Raw genomic sequence first — 15039 nt, forward strand, 5'->3', positions numbered from 1 at the left:
AGCGATGGTGACGTTCGCGCAGGCGCAGGAGCGTGCGGAAGAGTGGATCAACGGGGACGTGCCGGCGTATCAGCACCGTGAGGTGCGGGTGCGTGAGTTCGGCCTCGGTTTCGTGGTGTGGGGCGAGGACCGTGCGGAGGGGCCGCGGTCGGACGCGGGTGCGCAGCGGCTCGTCATCGCGCGGGACAGTGGTGAGGCGACGCTGTGGCCCGCGCTGCCGGTGGGTGAGGTGATTCGCCGGTACGAGGAGGAGTACGGCCGTCAGGACGAGGTCGAGGACGCGGTGCCGGCGCCTGCGGCGCGGGTGGATCTGAACCAGACGTCGTTCTTGTTGAGTCCGCCGGAGTGGTTGCAGGAGGCGGCGGACAAGCTGGGGATTCCGGATCGGCGGTCGTCGGGCGGTGAGCTGCCTCAGACGCAGGCCGGGGTGCCTGCGGCGAGGACCGGCGGTGGGCCGGGGGAGCCTTCTGACATGCCGCCGGGTGCGGCGGCTTCCGCGCCGGGGGCGCCTGGTGGTGCCGGGGAGCCTGGTGCCGGTGGTGCGTCGTGGCCGGCCGCCGGTGGTGGTGCGTCGGGTGAGGGGGCGCGCGGTGTGCCTGACGGGGCGACGCCCTGGGCGGGTACGGACACCAACGGGGATGCAGGTGAGGACCGTTCGGTGCCGCTGCCGGCGACGGTGTTCGCGCCGCCGCTGAGCGATGCCGACAACGGGGCGGCGCTGTCGAATGCCGAGACGGCGCTGATGTCGGGTGGCAGCCAGTTGCCGCCCACGGCGGTCGCTCCGGCGTTCGATGATCGGGGCGCGCCCGGTGCGCCGCACGGCAGCACGCCTCCGCCGCCTCCGCCGGGTGCGCGGTCGTACGGGTATCCGCAGGGACCGGCGGCTCCGGGCACGCCGCCTCCGGGTGCCGTGCCGGGCGCGCCTTCCTATCCGCAGGGTCATGCGGCTCCGCAGGGTCATGCGGCTCCGCAGGGTTATGCGGCTCCGCCGGCTCCGGGCGCGCCGCAGGGGCACACGCCTCCGCCTCCGCCGGGTGCGCCCTCGTACGGCTACCCGCAGGGGCCGGGAGCTCCGGCAGCGCCGGGCACTCCTCCGCCGCCGGGCGGTCCGCAGGGCGGCGTCGGTTACGGGTATCCGCAGGCTCCGGGAGGTGCCCCGGAGGCGCCTCGGCCTCCGGCCGGTCCGGGTGCGCCGGGACGGTCGCTCGCGCCCAACGCCAGTGACATCGCGGACGCCGCGACGAGCAAGGCCGCGCCGCCGACGCGCCGGGCGCGGGGCGGGGCGGGCACACCGCCGCCGCCGCCGGGTGTCCCGGGTGCGCCGGGCGCGCGGCCGGGGAGTGCGCCTCCGCCGCCCGCTCCTGGTACGCCGGGTGCGCCGGGTGTTCCGGGTACGCCGGGTGAATACGCGCCGACGCAGCTCGTGTCGGCGCTCGGTCCCGACGGGTCCGAGGGCCCTGCCGGTCCGGGTGCGCCGAATCCGCCGGGCGCTCCCCACCCGCCCGGCGCGCCGGGCGGCACGCCTCCCGGCAACGTGCACCACGCGGCCACGATGCTGGCCGGTCCCGGTCCAGGGGGTGCGGGCACGAGAGGGGGCGCGCCGCAGCCTCCGGGCGCTCCGGTTGTACCTGGTGCGCCCGGCGTTCCCGGCGCACCGGGCACGCCGGGGGGTGCGCGGGAGGCCGTGCACCACGCGGAGACCGTCCTGTCGGCGCCCCCGGTGGCCGGCCCCGGCGTACCCCCGCCGCCGCAGGCCCCCGGGGCTCCCGGGATGCCGGGAGCGCCCGGCATGCCTCCCGGCGCCCCGCAGCCGATGCCGCCTGCCGCGATGCCGCCTGCCGCGATGCCGCCTGCCGCGATGCCGCACGGTGCCATGCCGCCGCCCGGTCAGCCCGTGCCGGGGCAGCCGGTGTCCGGTCAGCAGCCCCCGGCGCCCCCGGCGTACGGTTACCCGCCGCAGGGCCTGCCGACGGTCGGCCCGGGGTATCAGGCGGTGCTGCGCTACCGCGCGCAGGACGGCTCCGAGCAGCAGTTGATCCGGCGTTCGGCGCCGGGCACGCCGCACCCGGAGTGGCAGATCTTCCACGAGCTGCGCGCCATGAACGTGCCGCCGGACAAGGTGCTGGAGCTGCACACGGAGCTGGAGTCGTGTGCGCTGCCGGGCGCGTACTGCGCGCGGATGATCCGGGAGCAGTGGCCGCAGGCGCGGATCACGAGCATCGCGCCGTACGGCACGGACCACGCGAGCCGGCAGCAGGGCATGCACCAGTTGCTGGCGCACCAGGGTGAGTTGCACCAGGTGGCGGACGGTCCCGCGCGGCCGGCGCCGGTGCGGGTGCCGGTGCCGCAGGTGCCGCCGGCGCCGCCGATTCCGCCGGAGGGGATCGCGCAGGAGCTGACGGCGGCGTTCGGGCCGGGCGTGTTCCGGTTCGAGCAGGCGGCGGTGTCGCGTCAGGGCGTGCCGCCGGTCGTGGCGCACACGCTGGTGGCGGCGGGACTGCCGCTGGACATCGGCCCGTTCTTCTGGGCGCAGGCCCAGCCGGGCCGTCCGGTGCCGACGCTGGCGGAGCTGGCGCAGGAGCGCGGTGTGCAGCCGGCTCCGGACGCGGGCTCGTACCTGGTGATGGGCACCGACTTCGGCAAGGCGATCTGCGTGCAGTACGGCACGGCGAACACCGTCGCCGTCCCCATGGAGGCGGGTCCGGGTGGCGCGCCCGTACCGCCGCAGTTCGTGAACACCGGGCTGCCGGAGTTCGCGCGCTGTCTGGCGCTGCTGGGCCGGATGTGGAGGCTGCGGTTCGGCCTGAACCAGGAGCAGGCGGGCCGCTGGACGGTCGACTTCCAGGCGCAGCTCGCCTCGCTCGACCCGGCCGCGCTCGGTTCGCCGGAGAGCTGGTGGTCGGTGCTGCTGGAGCAGATGTGGGACGGGTTGCTGTGACCCGTATCTGACGCATGGTCGAGGGCGGGGCCCGGTCGTACGCATTCGTACGACCGGGCCCCGCCCCTTTTCAGGTGGCGTTTCGCCATGTCCGTTGCTTATGTGTGGAGTGTCGCGTTATAAACACTTGGGCCTGATCCATAAAGATGTGCGCAAAATCATCGGTTCGTGTGGGTCGGGTGGAGAGGGGTTCCACGTTGAGCAGCGCTTCGGAGTCGTCGCACGGCTTCGTGTCCGTGCGCCGCGGCTACCGCCCCGACCAGGTCGACGCGTACACCGCGGCCCTCTCGCAGGACCGCGACGCCGCCTGGGAACGGGCCGCGCGGCTCACCGTGCTCGCCAAGAACATGGAGGCGGACGCGAAACGGCTGCGCGAGACGGTCGTGCGGCTCGCTCCGCAGACGTACGAGACGCTCGGGGAGCGCGCACGGCGCGTGTTCCAGCTCGCGCTGGAGGAGTCGGCGGAGCTGCGGGAGTCCACGCGGTGTGCGGTGCAGGAGCACCTGGCGCAGGCGGAGGCCGACGCCTCCGCCGTGCGCCGGGCGGCGCAGGAGCAGGCGGACGAGCTGTGCGCGGACGCCGAGGAACGCGTCCGGCAGCTGCTTCTGGCGGCGCGTGCCGAGGCGGACGGCATGCGCGTCGGTACGCGCCGTGAGGTGAAGGAGTTCCGTGGCGAGGCGCTCGCCGCGCTGCGGGAGTTGCGTCAGCGGACCGCCGGGATGCTCGCCGAGCAGACCCAGCAGCACGCCGAGCGGTGGGCGGACGCCGAGCGGGAGGCCGCCGGGCGGGAGGCCGCGCTCGATGCGCGGCATGCCGAGCTGGTGGCCCGGGCCGAGGCCGTGCTGGCCGCGGCGAAGCGGGAGTTCGGGGAGGCGGAGGCGGCGGCGCGGCGGTGCCAGGAGGATGCCGGAGCGCGTGCCGCCGAGGTCCTCGCCGAGGCGCGGGCGCGGGAGGACCGCATCGGGCGGGAGACGGAGCGGGTGCTGCGTGAGCACGGGGAGCGGTGGGACGACGTGCGGGCGCACATGGATCACATGCGCGACAGCCTGACGTCGCTGACCGGGCAGGCCGCGCTGGAGTGAGACCGGCGCGAGCCGGCCCCTGGGCGCCCCCTCAGCGCTCCTCCAGCCCCCTCAGTGCCCCTTCGGTTCCCCTTCGACTCCCCCGCAACTGCCCGTCAACTGCCCGTCAACTGCCCGTCAACTGCCCTTCCGTACGGCCCCCGCCAGGATCCACCCCTCCACCGCCTCGTACTGCCGGCGCTGTTCCTCCGCCTTGCTCCGGCCGGAGCCCACCGTCCCCAGCCAGCCGAAGAGGAAGCCCGCCGGGATCGAGACGATGCCCGTCGTCGTGAACGGGAACCAGTTGAAGTCGGCCTCGGGGAAGGCCGAGACCGGGGAGCCGGAGACCAGGTTGGTGCCCGGCATCAGCAGCAGCACGGCGAGGGAGCCGCCGATCAGGGTGCAGATCAGGCCCGTTCGTGTGTAGCGGCGCCAGAAGAGGCTGTAGACCAGGGCGGGGGCTATGGCGGAGGCACCGAGGCAGAAGGAGAGGGTCACCAGGGGCTGCAGGCTGCGGTGCTGGACCAGCGTGGCCAGCACGATGGTCGGGGCGCCGATCGCCAGGGCCGAGAGCCGGGCCAGGGTCATCTCGCGGCGGGCCGGCATCTCCCGCACGCCGGCCGCGAACACGTCGTGGGCCAGGGAGTTGGCGCAGGCCAGGATCATCCCGGCGACGGAGGCCAGCAGGGTCAGGAAGATCGCCGTGGTCACCGTGGTGAACAGGAAGGTCTCCGCGGCCGACACGTCCGTTCCGAAGGCGGCTCGTGAGCCCAGCAGATAGGCCGTGTTGCCCTGCGGGTCGGCCGCGGCGATCGCCGCCCGGCCGATCAGGGCCGTCGCGCCGAAGCCGACGACGGTGACGACCAGGACGAACAGGGCCACGCTCGACACCGCCCAGGACATCGAGCGGCGTACCTGACGCGCGCTGGACGCGGTGTACGTGCGCATGGTGATGTGCGGCAGGCAGGCGCCGCCCACGACGATCGTCAGCTCGGACGTGATCATGTCCAGGCGGGGAGCGGCCCCGCCCGCGAACTGCAGCCCCGAGTGCAGGAAGGCCGTCCCGGCCCCGCTCTGCCGCGCGGCCGTGTCGAACAGGGCGCCGGGGTCCCAGTCGAAGCGGCGCAGGATCAGTACGGCGATCAGGGCGCCCGAGCCCAGGAGCATGACGATCTTCAGGATCTGGATGAGGGCGGTGCCCTTCATGCCGCCGATCGCCGCGTAGCTGATCATCAGCGCACCGAGGCCGATCACACAGCCCGTCTGGAGGGACTCGTTGGAGAAGCCGAGGATGAACGCCATCAGCTGCCCGGCGCCGGCGAGCTGCACCAGCATCAGGGGCAGCAGCGCGGCGATGGTCACCGCGCAGGCGGTGACGCGGACGCAGCGGCCGGGCATGCGGCGGGCCAGCGCGTCGCCCATGGTGAACCGGCCCGCGTTGCGCAGGGGTTCGGCCAGCAGGAACATCATCAGCATCAGGGACAGGGCCGTGCTCAGGGCGAGCACGACGCCGTCGTATCCGCACAGCGCGATCACGCCGCCGGTGCCGAGCACGCTGGCCGCCGAGATGTAGTCGCCCGCGATGGCCAGGCCGTTGCGCATCGGGGACAGGGAGCCGTAGCCCGTGTAGAACTCGTCGAGGTCGTCGCGGTCGGGGCCCGTCATCACGCACAGCAGGAGGGTGACGGTGGCGACGGCGGAGAAGGCGACCAGGGACATCGTCTGCGCCGAGCCGCTGAATCCCGTGAACCCGTTCATCGCACCGCCCCCCGCCTGGCGTCCAGCTCCGCCTGTTTGCGGATGCGGTCCGCGATCGGGTCGACGTGGCGGCGTGCGGTGTGCTCGTACAGCGCGATCGCCAGCCAGGTGACCGGCAGCTGGAGGAGCGCGAGGAGCAGGCCGGCCGGGATGCCGTGGGTGACGGTGCTGGTCATGAAGGCCGGTGCGAAGGCCGACAGGAGGAGGAACAGCGTGAAGTAGCCGAGGGCGGTGAGGGTGGCGGTGCGCCGCTGCCAGCGGTAGGCGCTGCGCAGGATCCGCAGGTCGCTGTGGTGGCCGAGGGGCACGCGGCGGGGTTGGGGGCGGGGGCGGGGCGGTTCGGGGGGTGGCGGCTGCCAGGGGTAGGTGAGGTGGGTGGGGGGTTGCGGGGTGTGCGGATACGGGTCGTAGGACATCCCGTGCTCCTTGCGTGGCTCGGGTCCGTGGCGGCGGACCGCAGGGAGGTGGGGGGTGCGAGTCACGCACGCTACTCGCAGGTATCCGGGGCCCGCGCCCTTTTCTCCAAACTGGACGGTCGGTATGCGCTTGCTGTCCGAAAAACGCTCTGACCTCGGGTGTTACCCGCGTTAACTCAGATTTTTGGCCGACGCGGCCGCCACTGCCCCGAGGCCCGCCGCCGATCGCCGTACACCGTTCCCCAGGTACGGGCGGACCTGGCCGAACCGGCCTCTTGACGGCCGGAGTTGGGTCATCATGTACCTACTTGTGGTGGTGCGCTGCGGGGCAAGGGAGAGGCCACATGAGTGAGCCGACGTCGCCGGTGCGGGTGTTCATCTCGTACGCCCATGATGACGACAAGCACGTCGACCAGGTCAGAAACCTCTGGACCTTCCTGCGCAGATGCGGCATCGACGCTCAGCTGGACCTGGCCGCTGGTGAACGCCTCCAGGACTGGGCGCTGTGGATGCTGCGCGGGATCCGGGACAGCCGGTACGTGCTCACCGTCGCCTCCCCGGAGTACAAGCGGCGCTCGGAGGGCGACGCGCCGGCCGGCGTGGGCTCGGGCGTGCAGTGGGAGGCCAGGCTGCTGCGAAGACTCGTCTACGAGGACGCCGACGGGTCCGTCGACCGGATCGTCCCCGTCGTCCTGCCGGGCGGCTCCGCCGACAACCTGCCGGTCTGGCTGGGAGGGCGCACCCGTACGGCTTACGCCGTCGAGGACTTCACCCTTGAGGGGGCGGAGCGGCTGCTGCGACTGCTGACGAACCAGCCGTACGAGACGGAACCGGCTCTGGGGACCGTGCCCTCGCTGCCGCCGCGTGAGGCACCGCCGCTGATCCTGCCCGCTCCGGTCGAAGCACCGACACCGGTCCCGCCGCCGCAGCCGCCGCCCGCGACCTTCGCGTTCCCCGAGCAGAAGGCCCTGATCGACGCGCTCATGACCTGCCCGGCGCTGCACCGTCTGGCCGTCCGGCATGAACTGCTGGAACTGATGGGCGACATCCTGGGCCTCGGCCACCAGTTCTCCGGTGTGAACGAGAGCCCAGACCCCCGGACGCACCTGCGGGCACTCGTGCGCCGCATCAGCCGCACCCTCACGCGCGACGCGGCACTGGATGCCCTGTACCTCGCCCTCCGCGAGATCGCACCGGACGACACCGGCACCGAACAGGTGCGGGTTCTGCTGGTGGAGTCCGGACTCGTGCTCGGGGAGGAGTGAGTGTTCCGTCGGTTCCTGCCGACCGGCGGCGGCCGGCCCGCGCATCGGGTCACCGCGCACGCGTCGCGGAAGACGGACCGGCTGCTCGCGGCCATCCTGTTCGGCATTCCCCGCCACCAGGAACTCCAGGGCCGTCTCCAGCTGCTCTACGAGGTCGGGCCTCCGCTCGAAGGCGCCGTACGCCAGGACACCCTCGCCCTCGACCATCTGCGCGCGATCGTCCGTGCCGCCCGGCGCGTCGGAAAGCTGCCCGAACTGCGGGACGCGGCGGCGGGACTCGAGCCGGACGGAGACATCGGCGTCGTGTGGTTCGACCTCGCTGTCACAGTGCTGACCTCGCCTCTCCAGCCGCTGCCCGCCGAGGACCTGTTCGCCCTCATCGAAGAACTGCACGACAGGGAACCCGAGTTCGGGCAAGGAGCGATCTACGCGTACGTGTCCGAACGCCGCAGGGACGGCCGGCCACTGGACGGCGGCCTGCTCCCGCAGCTTTTGTCGCAGCTCTGCGACGCTCGGGCGCGCTCCACCGACCTCGCCGCACGGCGCGCGGAACTGCTGCGCTTCCTCGAAGTGCTCCATGCGGAACACACCGCGCACGGGGGTGACGACCGGCTTAGCCGTCTGCTGGCCCGGGTCCTGGACCGCCACCGCGTCACGCCGGGCCGCGGCCGCTGGGCGGGCACCGCCGCGCAGCCCGCGGGACTCGCGGGAATCGCGGGGCCCGCGCAGCCCGAGGGGCCCGCGGGGCCGGCCGATGCCGAGCGGCGGGTCATCATCCAGATAAGGGTCGAGGAGCCCGACGCACTCATCCAGCAGCCCGACGTGCCCTACACCAGACGCCGTTACCTCCTGCGCGGCTTCCACTACGAGGGCGTCGGCGACGACCCGCCCACGTTCCACGGCGGCACGGCCGCCACCGACCTGTTCACCGGCGACGAACTGGAGCGCCGAGGACGCGAGTTCCTGCTCGCCTGGAAGGGACAGGCCGAAGCCGGAAAGGGAGCGAGCAAGCGATACGAGTTCCTGCTGCCGGACTCGCTGCTCGGTTTCCCCGCCGAGCTGTGGCCGGGGGGCGTGTCCGGGGTTCCGCTGAGCCACAGCTGCCAGGTCGTCGTACGGTCCCTGACCCGCTACCAGGACAGCACGATCCACGAGAGCTGGGCCCGGCGCTGGGACGCCCTCGACCGCGGCTGCCCGCCCGGCGACGCGCTGGCGCACATCGGCTGGATGAGCCCGGAGAAAGCCCTCGACACGGACTCCCCGAGCACGCCGTGGAGCTGCCCCTCCGGCACGTATCCGCCCCTCTACCTGACCGATCCGGCCGACCTCCAGGAGTGGCTGCAGTCGCACGCCGACCTGACCTGTCTGGGCCTGGGCGCCCCGTACACACTGCACGACGAGCTCATGCGGGACACCGTGCGGGACGCCCTGATGTACGACGGGATCCCGGTGATGGTCTGGCGGCGTGACGCGGGCGACCCCGCACTGCTACTGGACGCGTTGCGCGAGCCCCGGCCGCCCGCCCTCCTGGCCGAACTGCCGCACAGCGTCCTGGAGGCGCGCCGGCGCAGACGCCACGATCCGGCAGGCGTGGGCCGGCAGATCACCCTGTTGTGGGACGACCCGACATGCGTCTTCAGCCAGGACCACCCGATGTCCGGCACCCGGACGACCGGCGAAGGAGCAGCATGACGCACACCCAGGACTGGTGGGTCTACCGGGGCACCGGCACCCCGCACGACGGTATGCGCCGCCTCCCCGAGGCACCCCCGTGGCGGGCCTTCCGGCACGGTGGCGCGCAGCCCGACAACCTGCCCGAACCGCCCGGCGCACCCGACCACGACGCCGTACAGCGCCACCTCGGCCGGGCCGGACAGGGCGCGGCCTACCAGGCCGGCGAGCGGGAGATCCACCTCGTCAACCTCGCCCTGCACCTGCGCCGGCCCCTGCTGCTCACCGGCAAGCCCGGCACCGGCAAGTCCACCCTTGCCTACGCCGTCGCACACGAGCTGAAGCTGGGTCCCGTCCTGCGCTGGGCCGTTACCAGCCGCACCACCCTCAAGGACGGGCTGTACGAGTACGACGCCGTCGGCCGCCTGTACGACGCGGGGCTGCGCAACGCCGGAAACCGGGCCTACCACGACGGCCCGGCGCCCGAACCGGTCGAACCGCCCGACATCGGCAAGTACATGTGGCTCGGGCCGCTGGGAACCGCGCTGCTGCCCTGGCGCCGCCCCCGCGTCCTGCTGATCGACGAGATCGACAAGAGCGACATGGACTTCCCCAACGACCTGTTGAACGTCTTCGAGGAGGGCGAGTTCGTCATCCCCGAACTCGCCCGGCTCGGGCAGAGGCCGCAGAGGGTGATGACCGCCGACCGCAGGCCGGTGGAGATCAGCGGCGGCGAGGTGGCCTGCGCCGAGTTCCCGTTCGTGGTGCTGACCAGCAACGAGGAACGCGAGTTCCCGATGGCCTTCCTGCGCCGCTGCATCCGCCTGGAGATCGGCGCGGCCGACAAGGACCGGCTGGCCGGGATCGTCGCCGCCCACCTCGGTCCTGCCGGGAACGGGACCGCCCGGACACGGGCCGACCTCATCACCGAGTTCCTCACCCGGCAGCGGGAGATGGGGCCGCTGGCCAACGACCAGTTGCTCAACGCGCTGCTGATGGCCGAGCGCGGACTGTGGGACGGGGAGACGGGGCGGAACCTGCTTCGGGACGATCTGCTGCGGCCCCTGGATCGGGGCTGAACGACCGTGCCGCAGGGCGAGAGGTTCCTGCCGGGTGGTGAGCGGGCCGCGGCGCGGGCAGCAACCGAGCCGACCGCGCCGGACGGCATCCTCCGCGAGGAACTCGCCCGGCTGTTGGGCGCGGAGGGCGCGCCCGACGCCGGGGACGCCCTCGACGTGCTGTGGATCGCCCGGCTCAGCGGGATCGGCCCGGTCGACTGGTCGCTCGTCGGCGACGGCACCGATCCGACGGCCGCCCCGCCACCCGCCGACCCGTTGCCGCCCCCACCCCCGGACACCCACGTCCCCGAGGACACCGGACCGGAACCACCGCCGGCCCGCCTCCACCTGCCCGACGGCAACGGTGCGGCCCACGGCGGCCGCGGAGCCGCACAGACCGTCCGCGTCACACAACCGCAGGCACTCACCGACGCCCTGGCCCTGGGCAGGGCCCTTCGCCCACTGCGCCAGACAGTCCCCTCGGCCCGCGCCCGAACCCTGGACGTACCGGCCACGGCGGCCGCGTCCGGAGACACGGGACTGCTGCTGCCGGTCCTGCGCCCCGCCACCGAACGCCGCTTCTCCGTCGACCTGTTGATCGACACCGGTACGACGATGACCGTCTGGCACCGCCTCGCCGACGAACTGCACACCCTGCTCGCCCGGCACGGCGCCTTCGCCGAGGTCCGCGCCTGGGCGCTGCACACCGACACCCCGGAACCGACCGTGGCCCCCTTCCGCCGCGGCGCGCAGGCCCCCTCGCCCACCCGCCGCTGGCGCCAGGCCCTGGCCGACCCCACGGGACGGCACGTCGTCCTGATCTTCACGGACGCCGTCGGCCCGGCCTGGTACGGCACCGAACTGCCCGCGGTCCTCGCCGCGTGGTCCCGCGAACGCTCCGTCGCCGCACTCCAGGTGCTGCCCAGCCTCCTGTGGCACCGCACCGCCCTGCGCCCGGCCCCCGTCCGGGCACGCGGCACCGAAGCCGCCCGCGCCACGCTGGAGGTCAGTTCCTCCATGCCGCTGCCCGGAATCGCCCGCGGCCGCCACGGCGCCGCCGACCGGGCCCGCATCCGCTGGCTGCCGGTACTGGAACTGTCCGGCACCTGGCTCACACCCTGGACCCGGCTCGTCTCGGGCCGTACGACGGAATGGACCCCGCTCAGCGCCGCCCCGCTCACGGTCGTACACCGCCCCGCCCCCGCCCTGGCGGCCGACGAACCGACCACCCCGGCCGGCTGGATCGAACGCTTCGAGGAGGGCCACTCGCCCGAGGCGTTCCGCCTGCTGCGCCTGCTGGCGGCCGCGCCGCTGAGCCTTCCGGTGGTACGGCTGATCCAGCGCACCATGTTCCCCGCCTCCACGCCCACGCATCTCGCGGAGCTCTTCCTCTCCGGCATCCTGGTCCGCCGTTCCCCGGCGCACCCCGGGGAGGATCCGGACAGCGTGCTGTACGACTTCCGGGACGGCGTGCGGGAAGCGCTGCTGGACCGGCTGACCCGCACCGAGTCGCTGCGCGTGCTGCGGCAGGTGATCGAGGGCGTGAGCGAGCGGGTGGAGTCGACGCTGGGCGGGGTGACCGACTTCGCCGCGCTGGTCGCCGCCGCGGGGGAGGAAGGCGGGCTGGACGGCCTCGAACTGCCTGAGGAGAGCCGGGCGTTCGCCGAGGTGGCGCTGGCCGTGCTGAGCGGTGTCGGCGGGGATTACGCGGAGGTGGCTGCCCGGCTGGCGGGGGCAGTGGGCTCGGGGGTTTCTTCGGCTGCGGCGGCGCCGGAGGTGGCGGAGGAGAGGGGGCGGGTGCGGAGGGCTTGGCTGCCGTGGCGGTGGAGGCGGGCGCAGGCGGTGCCGGTGGACGTCGCGCCGGTGGAGGTCGTGACGGAGGCTCCCGTCGAGGCGGAGAGCAGCGAGGCCGCGGAGTCTTCGGACGCCGGGAGGGGGGGGCCGAGCCGGATTCCGGAGCTTCCGGAGCATTACGTCGCCCGTGCGACCCATGAGGTGGAACAGGTGCTGCTCAGGGCCTCCGCCACCCGCCACGACGGATTCCCTCGGAGCTTTCCGGTCCAGGGCACGGCAACGTGCGTGATCGAGGGGGGCCCAGGTGTGGGCAAGACCGCACTGGCCATCGCCTGCGCGCGGCACCTGGCAGAACGGTTCAGCATGGTCCGCTGGATTCGGGCCCACGACAGCGAGATTCTCTATGCGGATCTCGCAGCCTTCGCCCTCGACCTCGGCATCGGGTCGGTGGAGGCCATCGCCACCGACCAGGGCGGCGTGGTGGTTGACTCGCCCAATTACCTTCTGAGCCGAATCCACACCTACCTGCGCGAGAACCCCGGCTGGCTGCTGGTTTTCGATGGGGCAAGCGCGGGTGGCCTAAGAATCGAAGACGGCGGATGGAGGTCACGGCCGTGGCGGCCACCGGAGGGGTACGGCAGTGTGCTGGTGACCCTTCGCGGCGAGGGGCATTGGCCGTGGCAGCACACCCCGGTGGTCCTGGACGGCTTCACCCGGCGGGAGGCCCTGGAGTTCGTGTGGTTGGCGCTCGCCCGTGACCGCGGTGAGTTGTTGGCGGACGACGAACTATTGGCCGATCTCGTCGATGTGGTGGGGACCAATCCGCTCGCCCTGAACAGAACGGTCGAGAAGCTCAGATCGAACGGAACACCGATCGGACGCCATGTCATGAGCGCCCTGATGAGCCGACAGAACGTCATCGAGTTCTCGCCCTCGCTCGTCTGGATCACGCGTGGCGCTGACTTCGTCGGTACCGGGGTTGCGGTGAGCCCTGACACTGTGGTCGTCGCCGGTGGCGCCCTGTTCGGCAGGACGACTCGGGTCCATTACCGGCGCGATTCATTCGTTCCCGTGTCCGAGGTGTTCCAGCACAACCCCGGTCTGGGGGTGACTCTGCTGAAGGTGGCAGAGGCCGTTCTCACCCCGGCGCGTGTTGCCCGCTCCAGCGTGGCCAGCGTCGCGGCGTGGTACGTCGCGCCGTTGCATCGCGCGGCGGACGCGCACCTTGCGCTGCGTCCCGTCTCCTCGGCAACGCGCGGCCTCCGTCCGGGCACGGCACTGATCGACGCCGAGGGGAGACTGTGCTACCTGGTCTCAACAACAGGCGGCGGCGTCACAATGATCGACATCACCCCGGAACTGCTCAACGCACCTGAGAAGCGAGTTCAGGTTCGTGAGAAGCCGCGAGAGCCGTTGTTCTACCTGAGCTACGCCCGAGCCAATCACACTGGTGACAAGCGGGACAGCCGAGTGCAAAGCTTCTTCGACCTTCTGACCACGTTCATCCTCCAAATGACGTCGTACGAGGAACAAGAGGACATCGGCCTCTTCAACGACGGGGCGGCCCTGGGCCGGGACTGGCAAGAGCAGCTGCAACGCGCGGTGTCCAGTGCGCGAGTGTTCGTGCCGTTGTATTCGCCCCGCTACTTCACCAGCGAGTGGTGTGGCAGGGAGTGGGAGGCGTTCAGGCGGCGTTCGAGCCGCTCCACCGAACCTTGGATCATGCCTGTGATCTGGTCCCGCATCGATCCCGCACAACTGCCGCTGGTCGCCCGGAGGGTCCAGTACACAAGCCGAGAGTTCAGCGAAAGTTATACCCAAGTCGGCTTGTTGGGACTGCTGGAATCCGGGCGCCACAATCAATACCGTCGTGCGGTCTGGACGATCGCGCAAAACACCGTGGAAATGGCTCAGTCATCCCGTCTGAGGCCCGTCGAACCCACCCTGTTCGATGACCTACGCAATGCCTTCGACGAAGGCCGACCAGGCGGCGACTGAGAAGACGACTGCCGGGCCGGTGGGGTTCTTGCTGTCGCGGACGGGGACCAACGGGTGGACACCGATGCTCACTTCGAGACAATCGCCTCCGCTCTCGCCGCTGTAGCTCGACTTGCGCCAAGAGGTCAGGACCGATGCGTCAGGGATGCTGATCTCGCTGGGCTTCATGTTCGTAATCCTCCGCGACCGACCTGATCAACGCCAGGGACTTACGGTGCGACAAGGCGTCGCCCAGCGCGTGATCGTAGACGTCGTCCAACTCACGTACAGTGCCCTGCGGTTCCCAAATCCTGCCCGACTTCAAGCCCTCGACGTACGCGACGGACGGCAGTTCCTCGAACCACATGAGCTTGACCGGGCCCTCCAGGAGGGCGTGGGCACCCACTGTGAAGGGGAGTACGTGCACGCGGATGCGTCGGCTCTCGCCCAGCTCGACGATGTGACGTAGCTGTTCGCACATGATCTGCGCCCCGCCGATCACCTGACGCAGTACCGCCTCGCTGAGCAGAACCGTCACCCTGGGGGAGCTGAAGTTGTCCAGGATGCGGGCGCGTTCGAGACGCGTGACAAGGAGGCTGTCACGTTGTTCGTCGCTCTTGGGCGGGTTGCCGGAGCTGAGCACCTCGCGCGCGTACTCCGGTGTTTGCAGGAATCCCGGCACCAGAATGCTTGCGTACTGCTTGATGGCGACGGCCTGCCGCTCCAACTCCGCCGCCTCCGCGAAGTGCTCGGCAACCCTCTTGCCGTCCAACGTCGGCAGAAACCGCTCGAAGAACCCACCCGCCTCCAACACCTGATCCAGCCGCCGCGCATCCTCCAAATCCGGCCTCCGCCGCCCCGCCTCGATGTGGGCGATGTGCGTGCGCGACATCACCGCACGCTGGCTCAGCTCCTCCTGTGTGAGCCCGGCGGCTTCGCGCCTCCGCTTCAGCTCCTGCCCGTAGCTCTCCCGCGAACGCGGATTGTCCTCGATCGCCACCCGCCGACTCCCCTCCGTGCGGACCCCGTTGTCACGCTCAGCTACCTTCCGAGCGTACCCGTGGCGACGTCACTCTGTGCTTGCAACGGCACAGAAAGTGA

The 15039-nt window shown here is 71.8% G+C and carries 10 protein-coding genes; 6 read left to right on the plus strand and 4 right to left on the minus strand.

Going from position 1 to position 15039, the window contains the following annotated elements; translation table 11 throughout:
* The first annotated feature begins 4 nt into the window (after positions 1–4).
* Entirely contained in the window at positions 5–2938 is a 2934-nt protein-coding gene (locus ACIPSA_RS17360) for an SUKH-4 family immunity protein (RefSeq protein ID WP_402635094.1), read from the plus strand.
* 197 nt (positions 2939–3135) lie between these two features.
* Positions 3136–4020: a cellulose-binding protein gene (locus ACIPSA_RS17365; protein ID WP_402635097.1), complete on the plus strand. Its 885-nt coding sequence runs from the start codon at positions 3136–3138 to the stop codon at positions 4018–4020.
* 117 nt (positions 4021–4137) lie between these two features.
* Here ACIPSA_RS17365 and ACIPSA_RS17370 read toward each other — a convergent pair whose 3' ends face one another.
* Both ACIPSA_RS17370 and ACIPSA_RS17375 read right to left on the minus strand, forming a co-directional pair.
* The gene (locus tag ACIPSA_RS17370) at positions 4138–5757 is read right to left on the minus strand and encodes a cation acetate symporter (RefSeq protein ID WP_402635099.1); all 1620 of its coding nucleotides are present in this window, start codon (positions 5755–5757) and stop codon (positions 4138–4140) included.
* Positions 5754–6173, minus strand: a complete 420-nt coding sequence (locus ACIPSA_RS17375; protein WP_402635102.1) for a DUF485 domain-containing protein — start codon at positions 6171–6173, stop codon at positions 5754–5756. Before ACIPSA_RS17375 ends, ACIPSA_RS17370 begins: the two co-directional genes overlap by 4 nt.
* Before the next feature lie 344 nt (positions 6174–6517).
* On the opposite strand from ACIPSA_RS17375, the gene ACIPSA_RS17380 reads away from it, so the two are divergent.
* Genes ACIPSA_RS17380 through ACIPSA_RS17395 form a run of 4 tightly spaced genes read left to right on the plus strand, consistent with a single transcriptional unit; the run spans position 6518 to position 13959 of the window.
* The gene (locus ACIPSA_RS17380; RefSeq protein ID WP_402635105.1) at positions 6518–7438 is read left to right on the plus strand and encodes a toll/interleukin-1 receptor domain-containing protein; all 921 of its coding nucleotides are present in this window, start codon (positions 6518–6520) and stop codon (positions 7436–7438) included.
* Positions 7439–9130: a hypothetical protein gene (locus ACIPSA_RS17385; RefSeq protein ID WP_402635108.1), complete on the plus strand. Its 1692-nt coding sequence runs from the start codon at positions 7439–7441 to the stop codon at positions 9128–9130. It begins immediately after the preceding gene.
* The gene (locus tag ACIPSA_RS17390) at positions 9127–10188 is read left to right on the plus strand and encodes an AAA family ATPase (RefSeq protein WP_402635111.1); all 1062 of its coding nucleotides are present in this window, start codon (positions 9127–9129) and stop codon (positions 10186–10188) included. Before ACIPSA_RS17385 ends, ACIPSA_RS17390 begins: the two co-directional genes overlap by 4 nt.
* Positions 10189–10194: 6 nt before the next feature.
* On the plus strand, positions 10195–13959 hold the full coding sequence (locus ACIPSA_RS17395) for a TIR-like protein FxsC (protein WP_402635114.1): 3765 nt from the start codon (positions 10195–10197) through the stop codon (positions 13957–13959).
* On the opposite strand, the gene ACIPSA_RS17400 is transcribed toward ACIPSA_RS17395, so the two are convergent.
* Complete coding sequence (locus ACIPSA_RS17400) at positions 13918–14127, minus strand: DUF397 domain-containing protein (RefSeq protein WP_402635117.1); 210 nt, start codon at positions 14125–14127, stop codon at positions 13918–13920. The genes ACIPSA_RS17395 and ACIPSA_RS17400 overlap by 42 nt on opposite strands.
* Entirely contained in the window at positions 14099–14938 is an 840-nt protein-coding gene (locus ACIPSA_RS17405; protein ID WP_402635119.1) for a Scr1 family TA system antitoxin-like transcriptional regulator, read from the minus strand. The genes ACIPSA_RS17400 and ACIPSA_RS17405 overlap by 29 nt, the downstream gene beginning before the upstream one ends.
* Positions 14939–15039: the final 101 nt, after the last annotated feature.

The sequence above is a fragment of the Streptomyces sp. NPDC086549 genome (assembly GCF_044746205.1).
GTDB lineage: Bacteria > Actinomycetota > Actinomycetes > Streptomycetales > Streptomycetaceae > Streptomyces.

Bases quoted from the DNA above. Each gene is read 5' to 3' on its own strand.
- ACIPSA_RS17360 (WP_402635094.1), top strand. From the start codon at position 5: ATGGTGACGTTCGCGCAGGCGCAGGAGCGTGCGGAAGAGTGGATCAAC.
- ACIPSA_RS17370 (WP_402635099.1), bottom strand. From the start codon at position 5,757: ATGAACGGGTTCACGGGATTCAGCGGCTCGGCGCAGACGATGTCCCTG.
- ACIPSA_RS17375 (WP_402635102.1), bottom strand. From the start codon at position 6,173: ATGTCCTACGACCCGTATCCGCACACCCCGCAACCCCCCACCCACCTC.
- ACIPSA_RS17380 (WP_402635105.1), top strand. From the start codon at position 6,518: ATGAGTGAGCCGACGTCGCCGGTGCGGGTGTTCATCTCGTACGCCCAT.
- ACIPSA_RS17390 (WP_402635111.1), top strand. From the start codon at position 9,127: ATGACGCACACCCAGGACTGGTGGGTCTACCGGGGCACCGGCACCCCG.
- ACIPSA_RS17400 (WP_402635117.1), bottom strand. From the start codon at position 14,127: ATGAAGCCCAGCGAGATCAGCATCCCTGACGCATCGGTCCTGACCTCT.